Source organism: Paraflavitalea soli, from assembly GCF_003555545.1.
GTDB lineage: Bacteria > Bacteroidota > Bacteroidia > Chitinophagales > Chitinophagaceae > Paraflavitalea > Paraflavitalea soli.
In genome coordinates this window covers 2,623,607-2,649,294 of record NZ_CP032157.1, presented here as the reverse complement: position 1 = coordinate 2,649,294, position 25,688 = coordinate 2,623,607, and the positions used below count along the sequence as shown (strand labels likewise).

The following is a 25,688-nucleotide window of genomic DNA, read 5'->3' as shown; positions in this document are numbered from 1 at the left end:
GGGGTTATATTATTGAGCGTGGAAATTCATATAGTCAACCAAAAAGCGGAGCCCAAAGCTGGTGCCAATATCCCTGTTCGTCAGCCATACTTTCCCTTTCCTGAATCGTGTCCTGGTTTCCAATACTGCACCGCGAAGGTTGGGGTCTGGATGATCCTGTGCATACCGGTTATTCACCAGCCACTGGGCTGATCTTTCAATATTGCCGTCAAATTCCTTGTATCCATACTTCGACAACTCTATCCATACTATACCAGCTAAGGCTACCGCAGAGCCCGTAACAGATCCCTTGTCAGGCTGCCGGTCGCTCATATAATTATCGTAAAAAATAGTCCCGTCTTTTTGCTGCGCTTTTACAAATGCCCGGGCTGTTTTGGCCGCTCCTTCCAGGTACTTCTTGTCCTGCGTCAGTTTATAAGCCTGAATAAGCGACTCTGCATACCACAAGGAGAAACGCGGGTGGAAACTCTTTTCCTCTACGAAATTGGGCATGAACTGCATCCACACACCTTCAGGTCCCTGCTTCTCCAGCAGACTATTGCACAGGTTGATATAGGCGTCCCGGAACTTTTTATCACCCGAAAACTCATAAGCATCTTTAAACAACCAGCCTTCTGTATTGGGGCGCGAAACATCAAACAGCTTTTGATCTTTTTTATCTTTCTGTTTCCAGAAAGGGCTATATTCTTTCAATACCTCACCTGTTTTCGCGTCGATATTATCATAGCAAACCCCTTTCTCTGCGTAATACATGTTTTTCAGCATCCATGCCGCAGCATTGGTGGCGACCTGCGCATAACGTTTGTCTTTGGTCACCCGCGAGAGTTCATATATGCCCGGTGTACCGTCAGAGATCGTGGCAAATACAATAAACTCATCGCCCAGCGCATCTCCATGCACACCTGCTACCATACCTTTCATCACGGGATGGTCTTTAATCTCCAGGCTGGCCCAGAAATTACCGCCCTTGATGGCTGCATCCAGGTAGGCTTTTTTGCCTGTTTGCTTGTAAGCGGCCAATAGTGAGTACACAGCCTGTCCCGTATGCCAGGGTACTTCATAGGGATACCATCTTCCTTCGGTGAGGTTGTAATCACACCGCGACTTACCTTCCTCATCCAGCAATACAGTCGATACATAACCGGCCATCTGGTCAATCGCCAGCAGCACTTCATCTTTTTTTACCTGTGCCTTTACGTTGAGCGAACAAAGTAAAAAGACAAACGAAAAAACATACAGCAAACCGTTATTCAGCTTCATATACTTTGTTTTGGGGATTAGTCTGGTATTTATGTTTCGAATTGATCACGTTGATATCTGCTGCCAGCCTGAACGTAAACTGCCAGGGACTGCCGCCTTGCGGTATCTTCAGCAACAAATGATTGATGCCGGCCTTAAAGGGTAAGGGATACTTCTTTTCTCCTTCCATTGTGTCAGTGCCTGGTATGGCCATGACCTGCATGCCATTGAAGAAAACTTCAGCGCCTGCCGGGGCCGACAGAAAGGAGGCCGATACAGCAGCTTCTTTTGCCGTGATATTGCAATAGGCATAAGCGCTGCTATGAGCTACTTTTCCAAAACGCTCTTCCAGGTCAATGATGCCTCCGTTGGGAGTGGCAAACTTGTGCCAGCGATAGGTCTTGCCCTGGTACATCGTAAAGTCGCCGGGCGAAGGAGGCTTATTGTACTCATTGTTTTCTGCATACAGGAAAGCCGGCACAGGGCTATTCTCATTTCCGGGAAAGGGGCCTGTCAGCATCCAGTTCTGGAAATAACTAAAGCGCGTTTCTGCTATCGTAAGCCGGAGGCTATCTGCTGGTGGCAGTGCTGCCTGTTTGCCGGTATTGGCGGCGGCAGACAATAGAGCCGCTTCAAGCTGGTGGAGGTCAGCTATCTTTTTATCATAGGGCAGCAACACTTCTTTCAGCCAATAGTCCTGGTTCTCCCGTTTCCAGGCAGCCCGGTAACGGTCTTTCATGGCCACATAACGGCTGGCCAATGCATGGATGCCCCTGGCCGATGCAAGGAGCAGCACTTTCGATTCCTGTGGCCGTGCAGCAGTCATCCCTTGCGCCTCCTGGTATTGCTTCACCGTTTGCACCAGCGTGGTGCGCGTATCCATTATAATCTGGTATTGTTCAATAGCATGCTGCAAAGTGTGCACATCATCTTTGTGCCACAGCGGAGCAGCCCGGCTGATGTGTGTTGATGCCTCCTGCAGGATGGCATTGGCCGCTGGTACAGAAGTATTGTTCAACAACATCTTTTTTCCCTTCTCAGGAAGCAGTACCTGCTGCCACAACAATTCATTGAGGTTATACGTCAGTTTCAGTCCCCGCAGCTCCATCAATTTGAACAAAGCTTTCACGTAACCGCCATTGCGCGTTCCATAAGCATTGATCTCATAGCGGCTGTCGAAAGAATCATTCTGGAGGGTGTCGATATTCCAGCTTTTTTCAGCGGCAGCATATACTCCATACCAGTCCCCCGAAAAAAGATAGGTGCTGCCATCATCCCAGATGGTGGTGAAAGCGCCTGTAGCCCCCTGTTGTTTTCCTGCGGCCAGGAAGCCCGCAATATTGCCCTTGGCCATCACCATGTCAGGGAACAGGCGATAAGAATTAAGTATGCCCGGGCAAACCATAAACTCCAGCTTGCGGTCTGCGAAGGGTTGGATCCACCGGGCATAACTTGGCTGGTCGCTATATTCCCAGGTCAGGTAAATAATATCACGCGGCAGCATGTCCGGGATCTCTTTATACTGCAGCGCAATATCTCCCCACATCATCATTTTTTTGTGATGCTTCGTTACCACATCGTACAGGAACTTCATATGGTCGGAATAAAAACGGGCAGGGCCTATGCTATCTATATAGGCTTTCGACCTTCCTTTATTGAGGTCAAAAGTTTCATCACAGTTTACATTGAACCAGGGCGCACTGAATGCATCACACAATTCACCGATCACCTTTTCCAGGAATTCCCGGGCCTTCGGATCAAGTGGCGAGATCAGCGTATTCGTTTCTCCCATCGACCTGTATTGCGGCAGCGCCAGTATCTTGTCGAAATGCCCAAACGATTGGAAACTCCCGATCAGCTGCATATGGTATTTCGCGGCATGGGCAGAAAGCTCTTTGATCTGGGCGATCGTGAGTTTGCCATTGGCCGGTGCAAAATCGGGGTAAGAGACCGGCTGCACCACATGCTCGATATAGAAAGAGAGGTAATTGATCTTCAGCTCCGCCATCCGCTCGATCTGTTGCTTTACATACGCTACCGTTGAAATAGGCCCCCGGCTGATATCATCATAGATCACCCTTGTAGCAAATGCAGGCCAGTCGGTAATGGATACAGTTTTGTTCCAACCGCCCCTCGTCAACTGCTTCAGCGTTTGCAGGCCATAAAAAAGCCCTGCTTCCGTATGCGCAGCGATCGTGCGCTCTTTTTCATTCATGATGAGCACATAACCCTCCTGGCCAATGTGTTGGTAGCCGGCGCCTGCCTTTTGCTGCAGGTCTTTATCCCTTTGAGCATTCTTGCCCAGCAGCACCAGCGATACCGTAGCGGTACCGGCCACAGGGTGGGGGAGGCCTGCTGCGAAATTATTCCAGTGCTCCGTGAGCCTGGTGGTCATTGGAGCGTTAATGCCAATAGATTGAAACCGGAGCCTGGCGGGATAGCTAAGCGCCCCTTGGTCTGCTGTTACCTGTTGGGGGTACGGCAACACGGGCAGCGTATTGCCCCTTGCAGCGCCCAACAGCAACAGAAAAAACAATCCCGGTATCAATGTCTTTCCTATCATGGATGATCAGTTGAGGGTGAATAAGGGATCGCTATTTCTATAGCAGCTTCATTATTCACCATAGTTATTTCTTTTCCTTTGGATCGTGTTCTGATCGTAATAAGGTGTTTGCCATCGGTTGCTTTCCACGGAAAGCGGACTGTTTGTACCCGTGGCTCCAGGTCATTGGGTGCTTCGATCAGCGGTATCATACTTGATCCGGTGGTCTTACCATCTATCAACAGTTCTACCACGATATTCCTGGCAGCTACGCGGCCGATATTGTGAACGGTACACAGGATATCAGCCATATCACCCGCTTTCACGGGTTTATTTCCCATCGCAATATCTCTTTCACTGATGGCCACATCGGCCCTGTTGGCATCCACACCCGGTGAGGCACTGATCTGTTGGAGCTTTACTACCACGCCTTTTTTAGCAGGCAAGGGTACTTCGATCCGGCCAACCCTTTCACTGATCGTGATCACCTTTTCAGTCAATAGCTCCTCCGCCTGCAGATCATCATTAGCGTCTGTACCAATGGTAAGTTGATAACTACCCGGCGCCAATCGCCAGGTATTCATTATCACGTTCTTTTCCCCTCCCCGGTTATACAGCGATACGACGGCCGATCTGGCATCACCACTGCGCACAAAAACAGATACGGCAGGTCCTGTATTATTCCAGGTAGCCACCATCGCCGGAAACTCAAATCCTCTTCCAAAATGCCCCGTATACATCCCGGTAAGCAGGTCGCTGCCCCGCACATATACCCTGTCGGTGAATTTTACCTCACGGGTAAGCAAGGGAAAATTAAAGCGGAGGGATGCCAGAATAGGCGTGAACCCTTCCAGCATGTCCTCCACTTTACGGTTAAGGGAATACTTGTTATATGGTGAAGCCAGCTCGCCTACCAGGCTATCATACTGCGGTTGCCCGCTGAGCAGTCGTGTCATGGCAAATACCTGCCCCAGTGGATGCACCCCGGCAGTCTTGTCTTCCCCGCCTTGCAACAATATCCTTTTCGCCCAGGCTGCCGAACCTTTTGCTGCGTTGTTATCCGGAACATTGATCCCGGCTTCGCGGATAAGCGCTGCCACTTCATTCACCGGTTGCAGGAAATCTTTATTGTTTGTCAGGTAATACATACCCGATAAATGATAATACAATTCACTTACATGACCCAGGTGGTCCCAGTTATAATAATCATACTTTAATTGGGGATCATACCAGTGGTCGCCAAATCCATCATTGCTAAAGTGCACAGCCGCAGGGAACACGCCCGCAGGCTTGCCATCCTTTGTACTCGCAGCATCAGCTATCCAGGCATTGGACCATTCTGTGAATAACTTTAAAATGGTAGGGTTCTGATTGTACCAGGCTGTCCACAGGCCGGGCAACAGCGCCCGCGCATTCAACGGCACGTCCACCCCATAGGGAGCCTGCGGCCAGGCTTCCGTTGCCGACAGGTAATAAGATCTAAAATGACGATGCCCCGCCGGCGTTATGCCCGACCATACATCCCTGAAATGCTGCATGCTGATCATGCACCGCTCTACATACGCCGGATCACCATACCGGATCATAAACATGCCCGGATGTGAATCCCTGAACAGCTCGGCAGAATGCTCTACATCATCAACCCCTTTTGAATAGCCACGATACAATAGATCACTGTTCCAGATGCCATCCGCTATGCGCGTGTATCCCTTCCGTGCTATGGCATCATCTGCGCCCAATACAGCCGGAAGCCACCAGCGCAGCAACTCTACATCATCGCCAAACTTGCCGCCCAGCTCTCCATTGGCCGCTTGTCTTTCTTCTACCCACCAATGGATCACCTGTTGCATCCGCGTCATCGCTTCATATTGCAACACTGCCCAGCGGGGAATGCCCGTTGTATCGCCGGCATCAAAAGCAGTTGGTAGTTGTTTACCCAGGTACATTTGGATCACTTCATGATCCGGAAACTTCCTGGCCAATTCCGTAAAATAATCCTGGGCTTTACTCTCCGGCATCAATTGTTCATCTTCCTGGTAAAGCCAGTAATGGATCCTGGCCAATAAATACAGGGCTTTGTAATAGACCGGATCAGCGGGATCTGCTACCACCTGCTCCAGCAGGTCGGCAGCTGTATACATCCGCTGGATCTGGTTCATACCTGTTTTTTTGGTGGCCCATCCCCAGCCGCCCTCGTTGTAATACCTGCAGGCTTGCAGGTACTGACGAAGCGAGTGCAACTGGTTGATGGCCGCCGTGGAGTTGCTACTATTGCCTGTAACCTGAACTAGTTGAGTCGCAAAATCGGCTGCTACAGCCGTATCCTGCTCAGGACTTTTATCTGTAAATGGTATTGCTGTCGATGGAGTGGCAGCTCTTAGTTCGATACTGAAAATGCCTACGGGGGCTGCCGGTGCGCCACCAATACGGATGATCGCTTTGTTACCGGTGATTGTTACTTTCTTGCGGATGCTTTTATAGGGCAGGCGAAACCAGGGTGTACCCACACTGTCTGCTATCACATCCCCATTCACTGCCACCTGCAACAACATCTTGTCCGTTCCATGATGTCCCGTAACAACAGTAATAAAATAAGCGCCATCGGGAATATCAGCCCTGAAAACCAGGCTATCCTTTCCGGTTACACCATCACGCAGTAGGCTATCCGGCAGCTTATGGTACATCGAATCAAACGCACCCGTTGGCGCTACCAGCCAGCCATAACCACGCTTTGCTGTATAAGCATCCTCCGGACTCACCCGGGTATAGCCCGGAGCAATGGCCGAACTATTACTGCCCATATCAAACAGCGCATTCCGTCCGTTATGACTACCCTGCGTAGTGCAGGCGCATAACAGGCAGCAGGCGAATGTGTATAGCAGCAAGGTTTTTTTCAACGGTGATCTTTATTTTTTTGTTGATTGATCCAGTTTCGAAATTTCTATACCAGCCGTAATGACCGCTCCCAGGCCGCGGGGATCATTATCCAATTGCTTACGGTCCAGGTAAAATTGCTCATCAAACCCGATCTCCGTGCCCCGGCAAATGCCATGAACGAGACCATTTTCTTCAATGTTCCGCGCCACACCTTGCCAACCTAGCAAGGCATATTTCTTATAAGCAGACGGCAGCCATCCTTTGCTTACCCCTCTGGCAATCGCCAGTGTGAACATCGCTGTACAGGAAGTCTCTGCATAGGAATCCGGGCGATTCAGCAACTGCGGCCACATGCCATTCGCCAGCTGGCATTTTACAAGCGCCGCCATATGTTGCCGGAAGGCTGTCAGTATTTTTTGATAAGCCGCGTGTTGCCGTGGCAATACATTCAGCAACTCTGCTGTGGCCCAGGCGATCCAGCCATTGGCCCGGCCCCAGTAAGCCACCGCTTGTTCCCGGCTGGTGCTGAACCAGCCGTGCTTGTACAATCCAGTGGCAGGATTAAACAGGTATTGCTGAAATTGCAATACCTGTTTGCTTGCTTCATCAAAAAAACCGGCGTTGCCTGTAGCCTTAGCCATTATGGAAAGAAAGGGTACGCTCATAAAAAGATCATCCGCCCATACCGTATAAGCCACGGGTTCGGGCCGGCAGAAAGTACCATCTGCCAATCTTGTCTGCTGAGTCCTCACCACCTGCGCAATGGTATCTACCAACGCTTTCAGCCCTGCATTGTCTGTTGTGGTATATAGTGCAGCAAAAGGCAGGATAGGAGCGCCCGTATCATCCAGCATGGTCCGGCGAAACAGGCGATGCAATGTGCCCCGCCAGGCATGCTGTTGTTCATATTGGTAGTTGAAATAAGGGCTGCTGTTGAGGACAAAGTCTGTATACTTTTTTACAAATCCGTTGTATCCTGTTTGCTCCGTTGCCCCGGCCAGTTGCAGAATACTCCACACAGCTATCCCATGCGAATAATGCCAGTTGGCATACGACTCCCGCTGATAGGCGGCCGTACTATCTATTCTCAACGTAGGCAGTAAACGCTGCGGCGCTTTTTGCCAGCTGTATAGATCCGTACCAGTTAAATAAGGAAACTGTATAGACCCCGGAAGAGAAGAGGAGCTGCCTGCGGCGAAACCTCCGGCAAACAACCAGGTGCCGCCTGTTTCAGGACTATTGAACGCAACAGCGCCATCGAGGTCATCCGCCGCTGTTTGGGGCCGCAGCAATACAACCGGAGCAATTTGGTTAGCTCCATCCAGCAGGATCAACCACTTGTTGCTTCCTTTTTGCTGACGTGCTGTAAAATACCGGCTGAACCTGAACTTGCCGTACGCCACTTCTTTGGGATTGGTGCTCAATCCTGATGGCTGTTCAAATACCAGCACATCGTTGAGCCATATTTGTAGGCTGGCTGCACTGCTTATCCCAAATCGTACCAGCGTATCTGCACCACTCTGCGAATACCTGAGTGCATAACCCCGCTGGCCGGCTTGCAACGCCAGGTGACTGAAGTTCACTACCTGCATCCCCAGCACTTCTTCCTGCGGTTCAAATACAAGGTCAAAGCGTGTATCGGCAATAAACCGGTCTGCCACCTGCCTGGCCAGCGTAAGTGCAGCAGGAGATGCCTGTGCATGCACCCTTCCACCGCCTGCCAGCAGCGGCAGCAGCATCAGTGCGATCAGGCGGTACAGATATGGAATGCGGTGCTTCATGCCATTATTTAATGTATGCAATATCTATTTGATCACTTTGATATTAACACTTTGTTGATCCTGTTTAACAAGCCGGCGTGCGGGAAATTCAGGAACATTTCCTCCTACGATCCCGTTCTTACTGTCCTTTACCACCACTACAGCTTCAGTGCCCGCAGCACTTTGTACATTCAGTCCTGTCAGTGTAAAGCCATCCGTACCCGAAACAGCAAAAGCAGGCCGGGCATCTGCTGTTTTATAGCGCAGCCGGATATCAGACAGCCGCACATCAGTAGCATGACGAATAAAAAAACCATAGGACGGCAACTTGCCAAACATCGTGGCTTCCGGGTAATCCACTTCTTTTTCTTCCGGTACCACCACAGCATCCGCCGCTGTACCGCCGCCATTCATTTCAATGCTGATATTGTGCAGCGATATATTTTCAACAGGCGCTTTTGCCAGTCCTGAAATAGAACAGCCAATATCATTGGCGCCCGTGGCGATGATATTCGAAATGCTGATATTTTTTAATTTACCGGTAGCCGGGATAGGTGCGGAAGCAACGTGCTGGCGCGCTCGGTTGCCCAGCCGGATGAACAGGGGCACTTCAGGCCCTTCGATCACCATATTGCTGATCGAAATATTTTCCATGATACCGCCATCTACTAGTTCCAGCGCGAGACCGCTGATACCTGCCGGCCGTCCATAAATGGTAGCCACCTGCGCAGAAGGTTTGATCACCGTGTTGGAGATCACAATGTTCCGGTAACCGCCGGTTGATTCCGTGCCAAACTTAAGCGCACTGCAATGACTGCTCAGGATGCAATTGGTGATCGTGATGTATTCAGAGATCAGCTTCGAAGTACTCTTGATCGTAATGCCATCGTCATCAGAATCGCCCGTTACATTCGAGATCGTCACATACCGGCAGCCATCGATATCGATCATGTCATTGTTCTTGTTCGAATGGTTCCAGATATTGATCCCATCGATCAGTACCTGCTCACAACCCAGGTAATGCTGCATCCAGAAGGCTGAATTTCTTAACCTCACTCCCGTTACAGTTACTTTTTTGCAACCGGCAAACCACAGCAGGTAGGGGCGGTCTTTGTAGCGGTCCGGTTTCTTGATCGTATTGATCACAAAGGAAGCCCCTTGTCCGTCAATCGTGCCTTCTCCCTCGATCTTTACATTCTCCTGGTTCTTGCAAAAGATCAACGCTTGTTTAGCCCAATCTTCTCCATAGAAAGGAATACCCGATTGCTGATAAGGGTAATGCTTCGCAGCAGGCTGACCCAGCAGTACTGCTTTGGCCGATAAATGAAGCGTTACATTACTCTTCAGTACGATCGTTCCCGACAAGAATGTGCCGCCGGGAAAATATACCGTACCGCCGGTTATTGTACAGCTGTCTATCGCCTTTTGAATAGCAATGGTATTGTCTGTAGTACCATCGCCTACTGCTCCGGAACTGGTTATATTATACTGCTGTGCATACCCTGCAGGGGCGGCCATGCACCATGCCATCGCGGCTAAGAAAGAACCCTTGAAAAATTTCCTCGACATTACCATGAACCTGTTTTTATGATAAATACCGGTTGATCTGTTGATCAAGCCAGCCGGCCGATTGCCTGTATGCTTGTTCTATATCCTGGATATTTGTTTCAGCGCCACCTACATCGATGGCGATCCTGCCTTTATAATTAACTGCCTGCAAGGTGCTGAAGAATCCATCCCAGTAAATGGTACCATCGCCCGGCGTTTGGTGTTCTACCTGCAGTCCCCCATTGTCTGAAATATGGATATAGCTGATCTTGTCAGCCAGCCTCAATACGCTCAGCGACAGGTTTTCTTTCATGAAATACTGGTTGGCCGTATCGAGGTTGAAATACAGGTTGGGCTCATCCACCGCCTGGGAGAAATTGATAAATGCGTCCGTGCTCACCGTCAGACTGCCTTCACAGGGATGCAGGTGATAATCGAGATCATACTTGGCTGCAATGTGACAGGCGGCTTTGTACGTGGCCGTCAGTTGCTGCCAGTAGTTGTTCCAGTGTAGTTCTGGCGCAGGCAACAGTTTACCCAGTATCTCGTCATTATAATGCCGCATTACGGGCATATCGGCAGGATAGGTGAGGGGCAGCAAGGGGCCATTGTCCAATACCCCTTCAGCGCCCAGTGCCTTTGCGGTGGCACAGCCTTTTTCAAAAAGCGCCAGACTCCTGGAGCGCTCTGCCGGGTTAACAGAGCCCAGTTGCGGTAATACAATACAGAATATGGGTACCGAACAGTCATTGGCCTTCAATGCTTCTGCAATGCCGGCCCGGTGATGGTACAGGTAATCGATATTTTCTTTCCCGATCCCTTCCAGCTCGATATGCCGGAAGCCCAGCCCCGCCATCTCCGCAATATGCGCTACCGTATCCTCCACTGGCGGGGGATAACCATACTTTGAAATAATATATAGGTAAGCGCAGCACATACGTTCGCTGTAATTCATCATCAAAGGTCGGGTTTTCAATATTTTCGGGCACGTGCCCGAGATTAGGGAAAAATAAAACCCCACAATGGGATTTAATAAGGTTTAAAAGGAAATAGAACTGGTGCGTAGGATAAGAGCGGGCACGTGCACGAATCTAATAAAATAATCTAAAAGAACAAATTAATTTCACCATTTCTTTACCCCTGCACACACTTTTAAGAGTTCATTTAACAGCGTTTTATTCCGCATTGCAGTACGAAGCCTTTAACCGCGAAGCGGTTATATTCTGTGCAAATCAGTGAGATCTGTGAGCTGCCTTTCTTCCTACTTCCCTAACCCAATCCTATATTTTATCTCTTTCGTAAACCCATTCACCGGCGGCGTTATCTCCACTTCCACAGGATAAGCCTTTACAGCAGGGTAGGGCATCCAAAAATGTTCCGCATTTCTTCCCCCATACAATTTTCCCTCACCGCCTGTAATGCCAAAATAAAGCCGCTGCTTCATGGTTTGTATCGACAGCTTTGAACTATCCAGCTGGCTGAACACCGTCCCTTCGTTGGCTACAAAGGGCTCCCGCACGGTGATCACGGGAAAGGCATCGTGATAGGTTAGCTTGATCGTTTTCTCGATATAGTCATCTGCAAAAACATACCTGATGGTATACGCTACGGTGCCATTGATCCAATCCTTGTTCTTCAGCTCACCCGTGGCTTCCACCTGGAAAAGATGTTTGCCCAACTGCCGCGTGGTAAGACGGCTGTCAAATTCATACAGGTTGGTGAAATAACCGGTGCTGTCCTTGTAAAAGATCTGCGGTGTAAGGCATTCCACCCCGGGTGCTTCGGGAAAACTCATCGGCTCCGGGCGTGAATAACTTGTTACGCTCGACACCTGCAAAGCTCCTTGGTCCTTCATCCATAAATAAGATTGCGTGCCGCCATTGGGCCGGTGCATATATTTACTGCGTGCACCCGCTGCCTGGTCTTTATAGCGATAACCCGTGATGGTAGCCATGAAATTATTGGTCCTTACCTGCACAATGTCCAGCGTGGGAAAGTATTTCATCCAGCCGGTGGCATCCGATGGTATCGGTGTAGCTACATGTTTGGAAACCTTGTCCAATTCATAGGCCAGGGCAAGGTTCTTGGCTTTTGTAAAAGTAGGGTAGATGCAGGGAGGTTTACCCAATGCCCGGTAATGGTGCGGACCATAACCGATCAATCCTTCCGGCAAAATAGTAGTGCGGAGAAATTGCAGGTTCCTGAGTGAGGCAGTTGCATAGCGGGCATCTTCCTGCGCATACAAGGCAAACAAAGCCTGACAGCCATCAGAGGTAGCGCCGCCATACATCGTCCATTTATTGGAGCGGATGCCCCAGGAATTATCCAGCGATCCATCGGGGTATATAAAATACAGGTGTTCTTTCAGCGATCTCTTTACATAACTATCTACCAGCGTATCCTGTGTTAAACGCGCATACAGGCCCAGCCCCCACAAACTCATTTCCATCTCATACCCCAGGTCCACACCCAGTTTATTGCCAATGCCTCGTCCCCCTTCTCCATTGATAAAGCCACTTTCATCCATTTTGGAGATCGTGCGGTGTGCCAGTTCCCTGGCCTTCTGTACATGTTGTGGATTGTGTGTGAAAGCATAGGCTTTGGCCAGCGTGGCCGTAGTAGTAGCTACATAATTGATACTGGCAAATTCAGGCTTCATTACCTGGTATAAATAATCCGCAGCTTGCCGGATAGAGGCTTCCCAGGTTGTGCGTTCACTTGCTGAAAGATGTGGGTTGATCAACTCATAGGCCATCATCATCATCAGCAGCTGATCCGTAGTGGTGCCTGTCCATTCTTCGGGCGTTTCCTTCCAGCTGCCATTCGTTTCCTGTTGCCTGATGAGCCAGGCGCCGGCATTTTTAGCGGCCTGTAAGTAACGGTCTTCCCCGGTGATCTTATAAGCCACGGAAAAAGGGTAAACAGCTTCAGCGGCCCTTGTATGCCATACGTTGCAGGATTGACAGGCAATGGCGCCGCAATGCGCGTCAGCACGCTCCTGTACCTGCAGTTTCAACAACACCTTGGTGAGTGGTAGCAGGGTAGCAGCATACTCCTTTTTCATATCCAATACCTGTGCACGGATACTGTACCCGCAAAGCACAAATAATGCAATGGCAACAAGCGTTCGGCGCATCGGCAACCGGTTTTAGGATGATATTCCCGAATTTACGGGCACGTGCACGAATATAGAGCAAAAAAATATTCCCTGGCCTAGTTTCTGTAAAATTTATAATTCGCCCGCGTAATAATATCGATCGGCATCAGGTAGTTTTCTTCCGCGGGCGCTGAGTACACAAGGGTTTGAAATAAGGTCATGATCCCCCGGTAACCCTGCTCCTGCGGCTTTTCACAAATGAGGAAATCAATAAACCCTTTCTCCAGATAATTTACGTTCTCATCCAGAAAATCATAACCGATCAGCAGCACATCTTTTCTGTCTACTGCCTCCAGCCATTTCGCTACCAGCGACACCCGCGAATTGGTTACATAGATAGCTCCGAGCTTTTCTTCCGTCTTCAGTAATTTGGACAGCTTGGCTGCAACAGTTTTATAATCCGTATCCGTGGAGTTGAAAGGTAATACCAGTTTTTCTGATAGGTTCTCTTTGAAATAGGCCCTGAATCCTTCTTCTTTGCGCAGGATGGCAAAGTTGTTATCGATCTCCCGGGCAATATTGGCGATTATTACCTTTTGTCCTTTCGTCACACAATAGTGCACCAGTTGGGCAGACAGGTATCCGCTATGAAACAACTCCGGACCGATATACGAAAGCCTGTCATAGCCCGATATATCAGAGTTGATCAGTACGCAGGGAATATTCCGTTCGGAGCAATACGCCAGCAATACTTTGGATTCTTCTTCAAAGGTGGGAGATACCAGGATGCCATCCGGTTCAGCTTTCATAATGCGCTGCGCCTGTTCTTCAAAGGAAGCTTTTATGTTCTGGTCAAAGAAATAACGCTCGATCTGTACCCGGTACTGTTTGATCTCCGATTCCGCTTTGTTGACGCCCTCCAGTGGCGCTTTCCAGTATTCCGTTTCTTCTGAAATAGCAGGGAGCAATACCGCCAGCCGGAGCGTGCCCCGGGAGGCCAGCGCCAGCCTTTGCGCCAGCACATTGGGCTGGTAATTGAGTTCCTGGATGATCTTATTGATACGGTCCTTGGTCTTTTCCGAGACCCCCGTTCTGTTGTGGATCACCCTGTCTACTGTAGCTGTAGAGACCTTGGCCCGTCTGGCAATCTCTTTCACCCCCGCATTACTATCCGTATTTTTTTTCATGTTCGACCTTGGTAGAATAAGCACCAAATATAAAAAAAGCGGCATAAATTGTTCTTATATACTTTTGCCGCATGTCATTCATCAATATTGAAATAAAGGCCAGAACGGAAAAGACAGCGCAGATCAGGCAATACCTCCTCAACCGGGGAGCTGAGTTCCGGGGCATTGACGGGCAAACGGATACTTACTTTAATGTGCCCAATGGACGCCTGAAATTGCGGGAAGGCAATATTGAGAACAACCTCATCTGGTACCAGCGCAGCAACCAGGCAGGACCTAAACAATCTGATTTCATACTCACGCCGGTACCTGATGCTGCTTCCTTGAAGCAAACACTCACCAATGCCCTGGGTATAAAAGTGACGGTGGTGAAAAAGCGGGAGATCTATTTCATCGGCAATGTAAAGTTTCACCTGGATGAGCTCGATGGGTTGGGCAATTTCGTAGAAGTAGAAGCCAGCAATAAAACCGAGGACCTGCCCGTAGAAAAGTTGCAGGAGCAATGCGAATACTACCGCAAGGCATTTGAGATAAAAGACGAAGACCTTCTTCAATACTCTTATAGCGATATGCTCTTAAATAAAAGTTGATTTAAAATCCGGGTTATGGATGAACTTCTATTCAAAGGATGCCCCGTACAATATGCCATGCAGTTCCTGGCAGGAAAATGGCAGATCGCGATTCTGTGGAATCTGTCTCAGAAACCGTTGCGGTTTGGTGAACTGAAAAAACATATCGCAGGTATCACTGATAAGATACTAATGAAAGAACTGCAGTTTTTTGAGGGCAAAGAAATTGTATACCGCAAGAAGTTTGATGAAGCACCCGTACGGGTGGAATATTCTCTGGCGCCATTAGGCCGGAGCCTTTTGCCGGTGATAAATCAAATTGTTGATTGGGGGTATGCGCATTTGCAGGATGCTAAGGTGAGCGGGGACATGTACCAGACACCGTTTGCAGACATCGAGCAGATCGCTATGCTGCATGTTAACCGGGATTAGTCGGAAATTGTATGCCGTATTTTTTAGCAGTGGCAATAAGCCGTGGAATATCCGGTGGACCAGATGGCCGTGGTGGCTGTTTTAATTCCGGCGCTTTCTCACTCATCTCAATAAAATATTTTTCAAAACCTCCCGGCGTCAGCAGCATCACTACGTCCGATTGGTCTGTCAAAACCCTGAAAGAATGCACAATATTTCTGGGCAGGAACATGCAATCGCCGGAAGCGGCTTTATATGTTTTTCCTCCTACAAGGAATTCAATTTCCCCGTTCAACAGGTAGAATAGCTCGTCTTCCCTGGTATGCGTATGGGGCGGAGGTTCAAGCCCTTTTATCTCTGTAACTTTTAAAAGAGCCAGCAAACCTCCTGTTTTCTCCGCACTAAGCAGTACCGACAGCAGGTGACCAAGATACCAATATGAGTTGTCGAGCGCTGGTTTTGCAAGCAGCGGCTCCATGTTGTGCGCTTCACTGGCAGCAAATGCATTGTTTTGCAAAAGGGTGCTTCCCAGAACACCTGTGAACCCTAAAAAAGTCCTTCTGTTGAGCATACGGAAATGATTTTGCTTTTGCACAAAACTATGCCATTCACCTGCGCGAAAATCGTTACTTACCAAATGGAAAGTAGGTACGTTTATCAAGCCAGTTCTTTCCGTAATGCTTCAGCTGCAAAATCAATTTCGTTTTCCGTATTGAAAATAGGGCCCTCATTGATCTTTGTGGTTCGAAATGTCTCGTTTCTGAAGTTATATGGTATTCCTTCCGGGGATTAATTTGTATTTTTATTGTAATAAATAAATTTATAACTAATCAATGTCTCAGGTATTCCGTCAACATGTAGAAAAGTTTATAAAAATTTCTGATGATCAATTTGAAGAAATTATAGTATTCTTTGATACTAAATTCGTTGCCAAAAAAGAAAATCTACTGGAAGAGGGACAGGTCTGTAAACGTCATTTTTTTGTACTGGAAGGATTACTACGGAAATTCTATATCAACGAAAAAGGAATCGAACAAACCGTCGAATTTGCCATTGAAACCTGGTGGATCACTGACAACATTGCCTATGAACATAAGTTGAGAACCGAATTTTATATACAGGCAGTAGAAAGATCAGCAATACTATATATCACCCAGGAAAACCAGGAAAAACTGCTTGCGGCCCATCCTGTGATGGAGCGCTATTTCCGGTTTGTTTACCAAAGAGCATATGCCGCCGCACAAATGCGTGTCAAGTATCTTTTTTCGCTTTCAAAGGAAGAGTTTTATTATGAATTAGTACGCAAGCATCCTGAATTCGTACAACGCGTACCACAATACCTCATTGCCTCTTTTTTAGGGTTTACCCCAGAATATTTAAGTGAAATTCGCAAAAAAGTGTTTCCTAAATAATGCACAATGCTTTCAGTCCTGTTGACAAAAGCAACAGCACTGAAAGCATATAGCAGGTTTTGACCGGAAAACATCCCATTAATTAAGCGCAAGACAAGATTCCTTAGTCACCTGCCACCTTCCTGAAGCGTATTCCCAGATCAGTGTAAAGAATTTGGGGGCCGACTTTCCATCCAGCTCCAGATCCCGCGTCATTATTACCATACCCATATTCCCATCACAAACAGCGTAATGAAATTCAGCTTTGGTAGAGAATGGTGCTGCTTTGGCGTCACTGTTCCCTTTTACAAAACCTACCAGCTGTTCTTTGTTCATCGTATCGACCACGCCGGTTTTGTCAACTTTAACAATGAGCAAATTGTCCGCATAAATTTGTTTTACATAAGCAACATTAAAATGTGTCGCCTCATAGATAAGCTCTTTTGTCAGCTCAATTAAATTTTCGCTATTCATTTTTTTCTATTTTTTAAAAATTTAAACATAAACCCTAAGGCTGTCTTTTGCAGTACAAAAATGAAAACTGCATCGTTGTAAAAACTTAAACCAGTTTAAGTTTTTACAGATTTTCAATGCTCACTTTTGCTTTATTAATAACAATAAACAAAAAGCAATGAAAATTGTAATCATCGGCGGCACCGGACTTATCGGAAGCCAACTTGTAAATATTCTGGCACAACAACAACACGAAGTAATAGCTGCTTCACCCAATACAGGTGTTAACACCCTGACCGGTGAAGGATTGGAGGAAGTACTTAAAACCGCCAACGTGGTAGTGGATGTATCCAATTCGCCATCATTTGCTGACGAGCCGGTAATGAACTTTTTTAAAGTTTCAAACGAAAATCTGATGCGTGCAGAAAAGGCCGCAGGCGTGCAACATCACATTGCCTTATCTGTGGTAGGGACAGAAAAAATGCAGGATGGCGGATATTTTCGCGCTAAATTGGTACAGGAAAATCTCATCAAAGCATCGGGCATCCCATTTACTATTGTGCACGCAACCCAATTTTTTGAATTCGCCGGCGGTATTGTGGCCATGAGCACTTCGGATGATGGAAAAGTAAGACTTTCTGATGCCTTGATACAACCCATCGCCAGTAAGGATGTAGCTGCTTTCCTGGCTAAAATTGCTACAGAAAGCCCTAAAAACAAGATGGTGGAAATCGGCGGGCCGGAACAGTTCAGGCTGGATGAATGGATAAAAATATACCAACAGGGTACCAAAAAAACATTGGAAGTGATAACCGATGCCAATGCTACTTATTCCGGTGTAACACTCCATAAAACAACACTTACACCTGAAAACCCTGTTTACCTGGGGGAAAGTGAATATGTTGACTGGATCTCTAAACCTGAAAACCAACGCTAAGCCCTGTCGATATACTCATTTACAAAACTATATATCCGAAAGATCACAGGATCAACGTCCTGTGATCTTATTTCGATGCAACTTTCCTCATTTGGGTCAAGGCCAACATTAACTCTTGCAGCGAGTCAGCATGCCCGGTTGTTTCATACTCGACACTTACCAATGGTTGGTGAACTCCATTCACCACTCACAAAAAGCCCCGCTCCAATGTAGGGAGCAGGGCTATTATCATATCTCTGATAAAAGAACCAGTTTTTATTTACCCTCCGGATACCCGGAAACATCCGCGCAGACAGGATTGCCCGCAACGATGCCGCCGCTTTCCGGCCAGGCGCTGATCGTTTTTAACCAGCAACCAAATCCTGGCTTCTGCCTCCCTGTTTTTATCCCGTTCTTCCTCTCGTAAATGTTCCGCAGCCATTCATCATAGATTCAGATCCGGGAAACAAAGGATCAATACCAGTGGCAATAGCCCTCAGTTGACAGCTAAAAACCAATCAGTCAACCGCCAATCGCTATCACTTAACAGCGAATGCGCCTTCAAAAGATTCGAAGCTTAAGGCTCGTAGCTCGAAGCTCGTGGCTCGTAGCTTTTCATCTGCAAGTGTTGCACAACACTTAGTAGTTTCCATCAACCATGCTTAGGGGCCCCGTCCACATAGTCGATTGCTTTGGTAACTGTTCCCTACAAACGTACGACATTCGGATACCCGTTTCCAAATGCCTGATGGCTGAATTCGTCTATTTTGTATAAAATGTAAAAAATCGACGTAATGTGCGTCGATTTTTTACAAAATATACGAAAATAACAAAAACGGCCATGCCACTTTTGGATTTGGCACGACACATGTTGTGTGTTTACTCAGTGCCAGGGGAAGTCAGGGTGACAGAAATAGGCTATCAGGAACAGGAAGTCAAATTTATTCCAAAAAGTTATAGAGCTATTATAGAGCAGTTATAGAGCTCTTATAGAGGCCATAGTGGTAGTATTCTTCTGGGATCTCTCTGGGACTACTATAGGGATCTTTACGGGTAAGCTATAGAGCACCCAAACCCCAAACAGCGGTATATGTTGTCGAAACGAATTGTAGCGGCTAACCAGGGAGTTACCTCATTCCTTAAAATAACCACTGGCCGTTCGCGTTTTGTTTACCCAGCAGCCGGTGTTGGCCCGCAATACGTATTCGCTTAGCCCCACTTCATGGGCAGTAGGTGCCCAGTCGAAGGTATAGCCTAACCGGGTCCACGGATAGTGGAAGTCCGTGGCGCTGGTAAGAGTATGATAATACGCGTAGATGATATAATTGTTAAACCAGGAGGTGTAAGAGGGGGAGGCGCCGCTGATCAATACTTCATTGGCGGCCGTAGTATTGATTGCCGGATTGCCTGCCGGGCGCTGTAAACTATCAGCCGGAACCCACATTTCGGCAATATGGGTATTCGTACGGCTGTTTACCGGCGGCAAACCCAACAGCTGACAGATACGCAGCAACGTATCAGAGTCAGCTTTAAAACTCCCGCCAATGCGCATTTTCATTTGCTGGGGAATGAATAACCAGGCATCACCCCAGGTGGTGGTGATCGAATCCCCTTCCGGATAGCTGGAAGGGAAACGCATAAAAGTAGCCATCAACACATATTGCTTACCATGCACCGTTTTCCATTGCAACCTGCTATTGGCATTCGAAATAGGCCACAGCGTGTCGATCCTTTCTATGTTTTCAGTGATCATGGCATCATCAATGGCAGTGGCATAAAGCTGGTTCAGGTCTGGCGCCACAGGCATGTCTATGTCTTTTCTACAACCTTCGAGGATAATAAGCGATACGATCGCAAACAATGCCAGTACGTGTTGGCTGGTTAATCTTTTCATTCTTTGATTAATGTTATAGGTTATTGGATGGATTTTCTTTGAACAAGGACGCCGGTCACCAGGTCGTCCTATCATATTCTATTATAATAACAACTGAACCGGGTAGCGGTACCAATCAATAGGGAACTTTATTTTGGAATGCCCTTCCGGGTTATATGCTTAATGGGAAGCTCACCGGACGCAAAGGGCGCTGGTTCGATCCGGTCATTCCGGAAAAACAAAACCCGCAGGAATAGCTGCGGGTGCAGTAAGCGGATGGTGATCAAGCTTATCTGGTGTGTAAAACACTTAAAGAGCTATTTTGTTTTACCGTATATACTTTTGGAAGTATGCAAGCCATTAAAATAGATTTGCGCCAAAAAACATGGAAACTGTAGCAAGCAAAGTCGGAGTTGAAGAGGAACAGCAATTGATCCAGCTTACGCTGAACGATTACCTGCAGGGACGTCCGGTATTAGACATCGAAAGAATGCGGGGAGCTTTTCACCCCGAAGCCTTTATCAGGACCATCATAGACGGAAAGTTGGTCCAGTGGGCACTGCCGCAATACCTGGACCTGGTGGCCAAGGCAACCATACAGGATTGTCAACCCAAGATACTTTCCTATACCTGGGACGGAGACACGGGATCAGCACAGGTACAACTCACTTTTGCCACTTTCCGGTTCATTGACCGGTTTAACCTGGTAAAGTTGGATGGGAAATGGCTGATTGTGGATAAGGTCTCCTATCGGCAGGAACTACCGTAAAAGGAATTGTTCAGTTTCCCGGCAAACGATAAACCCACAGCGAACGCTGTGGGTTTATTATTTTAGATTTATCGGCTTGCTGTTAAAAATGACTGCTTAACAGATCATCAACAACCTGGGCTGCCCGGATATTTCCCTGGGTGCACGGTGAAGACAGGGAGGTACCTGACTTTCAGGATGATCCACGGCCAATCTCCACAGATGACCAATGCCTAAGCTTATGGGGAGCGCACCTGGTTCTGCCTCATAGTGCAGATCAAAGAAATGTTCACTTAAGAACGATTCAAAACCTTCCGCTGCCCCCTGGTATAGTTTTTTGAGTTCATCACGTATTTCGGGAATAAGTACTTTTTGCCTCCCTTGCGCATTGGGCAATATTTCACTCGGCTCACCATGGTAAGTGCATAAAAAGGTATCCGTTGGAATAGGAGATCGATCTACGTGAAAAGAATAAACATCTGTTGGGAAAAACGGATAGCTATCATCCCGGTCATAGTATTGGATCACATTAAGGATGGGCAATGCTCCATGAGCTTTCAAGGCCTCCCAGTCATGTAGAAGAATTTCACGGGCAAGCTGCCCTTGCTCACTCAACCCAAGTGCACAAAGCTCCTCTTGTTCAATGGTCGTTATATTGCCGCTAAGCGTTACCTTGTTAACAATCTCAGAAAAGTCACCTGTGAGGTTACGGCTCCAGCAAATGGCATTAATAGCTCCCTTAAATGGGGCTGCAACCAGCTCCTGAAAATTGGAGACATAGCGAATTTGATGGTTAATATGCCGTAAGTCTATCATGGTTTAATAATTAGTCTCCCGAAAAACAAGGCATCACATCTTCTTTGAAATAAGGTTCCTGGTTTACCCAGAACATATATTTTACCCGCAAAAAGTCTTTTGCGAAAGCATGCAATAAGGGAACAAGGTTTTTTCGTGATTTCTCCCCCTTATCATCATGTTCATTGTAGCCTGCATCTGCGCCTGTTTTACCGGTATAATTACCATCTTGCACGGCAATTCCAATCGGAACGGTATAGTGGCCTTCATGCATTAGAGCCAGCGCATGGTTGAGTTGCCCTTTTCTCGTGACCATTAAATCTGGACCTCCCAATCCAACACCGACCTCTTCACCGTATTGGTAAATACTGCGTAGATACCCTTTGTCATCCCAGGGAAGCCATTCACCGGGAATAAAATTGGCATATATCATGGTGGTGGAGGACTGGAAAGCCTTTTTCAAAGCAAGCATATTTTCTTTTAACCCCTTTACATAACCTTGTTCAGTAAAGCTGGGATCTGTTTTTGAGCTTACTCCAATGGCGGTTTCCTGCAGGTTAATGCCTTCTATTTTCCCATCAAATTCCTTTCCTAATGCCTGGAGGAGCAAGGCAAACCGTTCTCTTACTTTCTTATTCCAGCGTTTTGCCACCCATCCCTCAGCTTTCCCTTCATCATTATATTGTAAGGTAGCTCCGCCGTCGAATTCTTCGGTAAATAAATAGGCCGGAATTGCTTTGTAAGCAGGATTGAAGGTGACGTCTTGTAGCTGGATAAATATTTTTTTGCCATACTTTTTTAGATACTCGTAATCCTGCTTTAAAATGGAGAAGTCATATTGCCCTTTTTGAGGCTCAAAGTCTTTCCAGGAATACATGATTTGCGCGCCTGTAAACATAGGATGCGAAAGCAAAGGATGATCAACGATCATCTCTCTGTCCCGGGAGAAATATACAAAATGCCGGATACTGTCTTTTTTGATTGGACAAGTTGCAGTCAGGTACTTTTTATAAGCGTCAGCATATTTATCACTTTTGTTTTTCCCTTCCTGTGCATTGATAGATGTGCCTGATGCGATGAATAAAAAGACTAATAGGATTTGCTTGGTGATTGTTAATTTTTGCATTATTGAATTCATTCCTGTTTTAATATTGGGGTACTTCTGTCAGCGGCACCATCACCACAAACCGCTCCTCCGTAATTTCGATCCTGATCCCCTGCAGGTTCAGCAGCCGGAACTTATTATTGATATTGGCCAGTCCCACACCATTTGATAAAACCTGGTTCTCTTTTTTCTGCACCTTATTCTCTACGATCAGCACACCTGTACCATCACATCGGATAGATACTTCCAGCGGTTGTTCCCGCGAAACGATATTGTGCTTCACCGCATTTTCTACCAGCAATTGCAGCGTTAAGGAAGGAATGAGGCAGGAGTGATACTGTTTGTCTACATCGATCGAAAGCCTGAAACCCTCTCCATGCCTCGTTTGCAGCAGATGTCCATACGAAAGGATGAACTGCAGCTCTACTGCCAGCGTCACCATTTCCTGGTTATTACTTTGCAGCAGGTAGCGGTACACCTTGCTCAGTTCATTCGTAAATTGTTCTGCTTTTGCCGGGTCTTCTTCGATCAGCGAACTCAATGCATTTAAACTGTTGAACAGGAAATGCGGGTTGATCTGGTTCTTCAACAGGTCAAACCGGGCCTGCCATTCCGAATCAATCAGCTTTTCTTTTTCCGCAATGGTCTGTCGCCATTGTTTCCACAGGTAAGCCCCTTCGTAGATGTTGAGGGTCACCGTAGCATAAAAGATCAGCACCCCCAGGCGAGCCGAATAATCCACCAGGGTAGGCCATTGTAGGGGAAAACTGCCGATTACCCCATGTATTACATTGCGGATCAGGTAGCCGATGTGGGAAAGTACAATGATAGCCAGGATGAGGAAAATGAGCCGTTGCCGCGTACGCTCCAGGCCGGGCAACCTCGATTGAATGAACAAGGCCGTCAGGCGTGCCAGTTCCCAGCCAATAAATCCACTCCCCAACGCTACCGTCACCAGGATCGGTATTTTGGCGGGCGGTGTCTCCAGGTACATCTGCAATCGAAAAAACAAAGCGCCCACCATAAACAACACGATAGGGCCCAACAGCCGCAGCCGCCGGTCGGTGGAAGCATAAAAGGGAGAACGTAAAATTGCCATCAGGTGGTTACTACCGCCAAAAGTACTGGTTTACCGGTAAATCCCTGTTTATGGCATGTTATGACCGGATGCCGGTCGTATGAACGGTGGAAAAAGCCGTATGAATTGTAGAAAGCTGCTGTCTGTTTATCCAGGCCCGCTGATTTGCCCGCCTCTCAAAAAATGAATACCTTAAATGCAGCAAACAAGCCTTGCATCGCATCACCAAAGAAGGATTAAGGATTATGGCTACGAAAAAAATACCGGCAAAAAAGACGGGCAAAACAGAAGTCCTCACGGCCAAAAGTTTCCTGGAAGCCTTGGAATTATTGGTGTCTGAAGCCGAACTGAAAAAGATCCAACGCTACTTCAAATCCGGCGAAGGGCAATATGGCGAAGGCGATCTGTTCATTGGCGTGCGCATGGGGGAGGTGTTTGCCCTGGCCAAAGCCTATATCCAGATGCCGGTAAAAGAAATTGAAAAATTACTCGAAAGCAATATCCACGAAGCCCGGGCCGGCGCCGTCAGCATCATGGATTTCCAGGCCCGCGACAAAAAGACCCCCGAAACCAGGAAGAAAGAACTGTTCGACCTCTACATCCGGCGGCACGACAGGATCAACAACTGGGACCTGGTCGATAGAAGCGCCCAGTATGTAGTGGGTGCCTATATTTTTGATAAACCCCGCACCATCCTTCAAAAGCTGGCCAAATCAAAGAATGTATGGGAACGCAGGACGGCCATCGTAAGTACCTCGTATTTCATCAGGCAGGGTGAACTGGGTGATACCTTTAAGATGGCCGAAACATTGGTGCGTGATAAGCATGATCTCATCCACAAAGCAGCAGGAGGGTGGATACGCGAAGCGGGCAAACAGGACAAACAAATGCTCCTGGCCTTCCTCGATAAACATGCCGCTACCATGCCCCGCACCATGTTGCGCTATGCCATCGAACACCTCGACAGCAAACTGAAAAAACAATACATGGAAAAATAATAAAAAGGGCCGTTTCCGAAGAAACAGCCCTGAAGTATTATGTAAGGAAGTTAATTTACTGCTTGATCACCTTCTGCACCAGGTTATCCTTCCCATTTCGGATCACGATATAATACGTGCCCGCGGCCTGTCCCGATATATCAAACTCCAGCGAATACCCATTGCCCGTTAATTGGCGGATGGTGCGGCCGGTAGCATCCGTGATCAGGATGGGTGTATTATTAAGTGGCTTCGCAAAACGCACCGTAAAGCGGCCCGTAGTAGGATTGGGAAACAATACATCTACTTTCACAAAACTTGCTTCATCCGTAGGGGCTGCCTGGTCCTTCGCCGGATTCACCGCTGTCCGCATATCGATAGGGGAGCCTGTTGCATTACAAAAATACTCCGATGATATCCGGTTGCCCGCTGCATCGTATTTGTATAGCAGCCCGCAACTGCCAGGTGGTATCTGCTGCGCGTTTATATAACCGGCGGTCAGCAGCAACGCTATGATAAAAATGATCTTTTGCATAGTAAGGTTTTATTGGTTTAGGTCATCTTTTTAATAATGCTGTTTTGAACTTGTCATATTCCTTTACGAAATCCACATGTTGTAAGGTAGTGGCCAGCTCCGGGATATTATATTGTTTTTCCAGTTCCTTGTACTTTGCCTGCGCAGCCTCCCTATTGGTGCTACTCATTACATATTGCTCATAATATCCCCGGGCATATCCTGCATTCTTCATACGGTTCGCTTCTTCTTTATAATACATTTCATTGGCCTTGATCGTAATGGAGGAGCTACCCTTACGCATAGAGATCTTGTAGTTGCCGTTCTTTTCCACCACCGTCGCTGTTTTCCCGGTCCAGGTATTAGTACCTGCATTGTACACCAGCGTATCTGAGTACAGGCTCCTGGGAAACTTCTCCACATGGACAAAATCGGCAATGGCCTTGTCTCCGGTTACTTTTACAAACACCTTACTGAACCATTTGTCCGTGCCATAAAAGTAACCCTCCGGCATCCTGGCTCCCCCTTTTCCGGGGGCAGATTGCGCTGAACATCCACTCAAGGATCCCAGCAAGGTCAGAAGAAGCGTGAGTTTATGCATAGTGTCG

At 47.6% G+C, this 25,688-nt stretch carries 22 protein-coding genes; 6 read left to right on the top strand and 16 right to left on the bottom strand.

Features of this window, described 5'->3' with window-relative positions; translation table 11 throughout:
* Positions 1-9: 9 nt before the first annotated feature.
* From D3H65_RS09740 to D3H65_RS09705, 8 genes are all read right to left on the bottom strand, one after another.
* Positions 10-1,260 carry a hypothetical protein gene (locus tag D3H65_RS09740; protein ID WP_119050125.1) on the bottom strand — a complete coding sequence of 417 codons (1,251 nt, stop codon included), beginning with the start codon at positions 1,258-1,260 and terminating at the stop codon, positions 10-12.
* On the bottom strand, positions 1,247-3,802 hold the full coding sequence (locus D3H65_RS09735; protein ID WP_119050124.1) for a glycoside hydrolase family 20 zincin-like fold domain-containing protein: 2,556 nt from the start codon (positions 3,800-3,802) through the stop codon (positions 1,247-1,249). The genes D3H65_RS09740 and D3H65_RS09735 overlap by 14 nt, the downstream gene beginning before the upstream one ends.
* The gene (locus D3H65_RS09730; protein WP_119050123.1) at positions 3,799-6,678 is read right to left on the bottom strand and encodes a hypothetical protein; all 2,880 of its coding nucleotides are present in this window, start codon (positions 6,676-6,678) and stop codon (positions 3,799-3,801) included. The genes D3H65_RS09735 and D3H65_RS09730 overlap by 4 nt, the downstream gene beginning before the upstream one ends.
* A gap of 9 nt (positions 6,679-6,687) precedes the next feature.
* Positions 6,688-8,439 carry a glycoside hydrolase family 88/105 protein gene (locus D3H65_RS09725; protein WP_119050122.1) on the bottom strand — a complete coding sequence of 584 codons (1,752 nt, stop codon included), beginning with the start codon at positions 8,437-8,439 and terminating at the stop codon, positions 6,688-6,690.
* 24 nt (positions 8,440-8,463) lie between these two features.
* Positions 8,464-9,987 carry a glycoside hydrolase family 28 protein gene (locus tag D3H65_RS09720; RefSeq protein ID WP_119054458.1) on the bottom strand — a complete coding sequence of 508 codons (1,524 nt, stop codon included), beginning with the start codon at positions 9,985-9,987 and terminating at the stop codon, positions 8,464-8,466.
* A gap of 16 nt (positions 9,988-10,003) precedes the next feature.
* Positions 10,004-10,924 carry a sugar phosphate isomerase/epimerase family protein gene (locus tag D3H65_RS09715; RefSeq protein ID WP_119050121.1) on the bottom strand — a complete coding sequence of 307 codons (921 nt, stop codon included), beginning with the start codon at positions 10,922-10,924 and terminating at the stop codon, positions 10,004-10,006.
* Positions 10,925-11,227: 303 nt separating this feature from the next.
* On the bottom strand, positions 11,228-13,102 hold the full coding sequence (locus D3H65_RS09710) for a hypothetical protein (RefSeq protein ID WP_119050120.1): 1,875 nt from the start codon (positions 13,100-13,102) through the stop codon (positions 11,228-11,230).
* A 77-nt stretch (positions 13,103-13,179) separates the two neighbouring features.
* Positions 13,180-14,250, bottom strand: a complete 1,071-nt coding sequence (locus D3H65_RS09705) for a LacI family DNA-binding transcriptional regulator (protein ID WP_119050119.1) — start codon at positions 14,248-14,250, stop codon at positions 13,180-13,182.
* 71 nt (positions 14,251-14,321) lie between these two features.
* On the opposite strand from D3H65_RS09705, the gene D3H65_RS09700 reads away from it, so the two are divergent.
* Complete coding sequence (locus tag D3H65_RS09700; protein WP_119050118.1) at positions 14,322-14,840, top strand: class IV adenylate cyclase; 519 nt, start codon at positions 14,322-14,324, stop codon at positions 14,838-14,840.
* Positions 14,841-14,855: 15 nt separating this feature from the next.
* The gene (locus tag D3H65_RS09695) at positions 14,856-15,251 is read left to right on the top strand and encodes a winged helix-turn-helix transcriptional regulator (RefSeq protein ID WP_119050117.1); all 396 of its coding nucleotides are present in this window, start codon (positions 14,856-14,858) and stop codon (positions 15,249-15,251) included.
* Here the strand turns inward: D3H65_RS09695 and D3H65_RS09690 are convergent.
* Positions 15,238-15,801, bottom strand: coding sequence for a cupin domain-containing protein (locus D3H65_RS09690; RefSeq protein WP_119050116.1), 564 nt, complete (start codon positions 15,799-15,801; stop codon positions 15,238-15,240). The genes D3H65_RS09695 and D3H65_RS09690 overlap by 14 nt on opposite strands.
* 262 nt (positions 15,802-16,063) lie before the next feature.
* On the opposite strand from D3H65_RS09690, the gene D3H65_RS09685 reads away from it, so the two are divergent.
* Entirely contained in the window at positions 16,064-16,642 is a 579-nt protein-coding gene (locus D3H65_RS09685) for a Crp/Fnr family transcriptional regulator (protein ID WP_119050115.1), read from the top strand.
* 78 nt (positions 16,643-16,720) lie between these two features.
* Here the strand turns inward: D3H65_RS09685 and D3H65_RS09680 are convergent, their stop codons facing one another.
* Positions 16,721-17,095, bottom strand: a complete 375-nt coding sequence (locus D3H65_RS09680) for a hypothetical protein (protein WP_119050114.1) — start codon at positions 17,093-17,095, stop codon at positions 16,721-16,723.
* 157 nt (positions 17,096-17,252) lie between these two features.
* Here D3H65_RS09680 and D3H65_RS09675 point away from each other — a divergent pair, with 157 nt between their 5' ends.
* Entirely contained in the window at positions 17,253-18,011 is a 759-nt protein-coding gene (locus D3H65_RS09675) for an SDR family oxidoreductase (RefSeq protein WP_119050113.1), read from the top strand.
* Between the two features lie 1,111 nt (positions 18,012-19,122).
* On the opposite strand, the gene D3H65_RS09670 is transcribed toward D3H65_RS09675, so the two are convergent.
* The gene (locus D3H65_RS09670; protein WP_119050112.1) at positions 19,123-19,884 is read right to left on the bottom strand and encodes a hypothetical protein; all 762 of its coding nucleotides are present in this window, start codon (positions 19,882-19,884) and stop codon (positions 19,123-19,125) included.
* 364 nt (positions 19,885-20,248) lie between these two features.
* Here D3H65_RS09670 and D3H65_RS09665 point away from each other — a divergent pair, with 364 nt between their 5' ends.
* Positions 20,249-20,632, top strand: a complete 384-nt coding sequence (locus D3H65_RS09665; RefSeq protein WP_119050111.1) for a nuclear transport factor 2 family protein — start codon at positions 20,249-20,251, stop codon at positions 20,630-20,632.
* Between the two features lie 96 nt (positions 20,633-20,728).
* Here the strand turns inward: D3H65_RS09665 and D3H65_RS09660 are convergent, their stop codons facing one another.
* From D3H65_RS09660 to D3H65_RS09650, 3 genes are read right to left on the bottom strand one after another with little or no spacing between them, the layout of a single operon-like run.
* Positions 20,729-21,427, bottom strand: a complete 699-nt coding sequence (locus D3H65_RS09660) for a DUF1826 domain-containing protein (RefSeq protein WP_119050110.1) — start codon at positions 21,425-21,427, stop codon at positions 20,729-20,731.
* A 10-nt stretch (positions 21,428-21,437) separates the two neighbouring features.
* Positions 21,438-22,532 carry a beta-galactosidase gene (locus D3H65_RS09655; protein WP_119050109.1) on the bottom strand — a complete coding sequence of 365 codons (1,095 nt, stop codon included), beginning with the start codon at positions 22,530-22,532 and terminating at the stop codon, positions 21,438-21,440.
* A 19-nt stretch (positions 22,533-22,551) separates the two neighbouring features.
* Positions 22,552-23,610: a sensor histidine kinase gene (locus tag D3H65_RS09650; protein WP_119050108.1), complete on the bottom strand. Its 1,059-nt coding sequence runs from the start codon at positions 23,608-23,610 to the stop codon at positions 22,552-22,554.
* A gap of 224 nt (positions 23,611-23,834) precedes the next feature.
* Between D3H65_RS09650 and D3H65_RS09645 the strand changes: the two genes are divergently transcribed.
* On the top strand, positions 23,835-24,587 hold the full coding sequence (locus tag D3H65_RS09645) for a DNA alkylation repair protein (protein ID WP_119054457.1): 753 nt from the start codon (positions 23,835-23,837) through the stop codon (positions 24,585-24,587).
* A gap of 55 nt (positions 24,588-24,642) precedes the next feature.
* On the opposite strand, the gene D3H65_RS09640 is transcribed toward D3H65_RS09645, so the two are convergent.
* Both D3H65_RS09640 and D3H65_RS09635 read right to left on the bottom strand, forming a co-directional pair.
* Complete coding sequence (locus D3H65_RS09640; RefSeq protein WP_119050107.1) at positions 24,643-25,101, bottom strand: T9SS type A sorting domain-containing protein; 459 nt, start codon at positions 25,099-25,101, stop codon at positions 24,643-24,645.
* 22 nt (positions 25,102-25,123) lie between these two features.
* Complete coding sequence (locus D3H65_RS09635) at positions 25,124-25,681, bottom strand: hypothetical protein (protein ID WP_119050106.1); 558 nt, start codon at positions 25,679-25,681, stop codon at positions 25,124-25,126.
* Positions 25,682-25,688 lie beyond the last annotated feature (7 nt).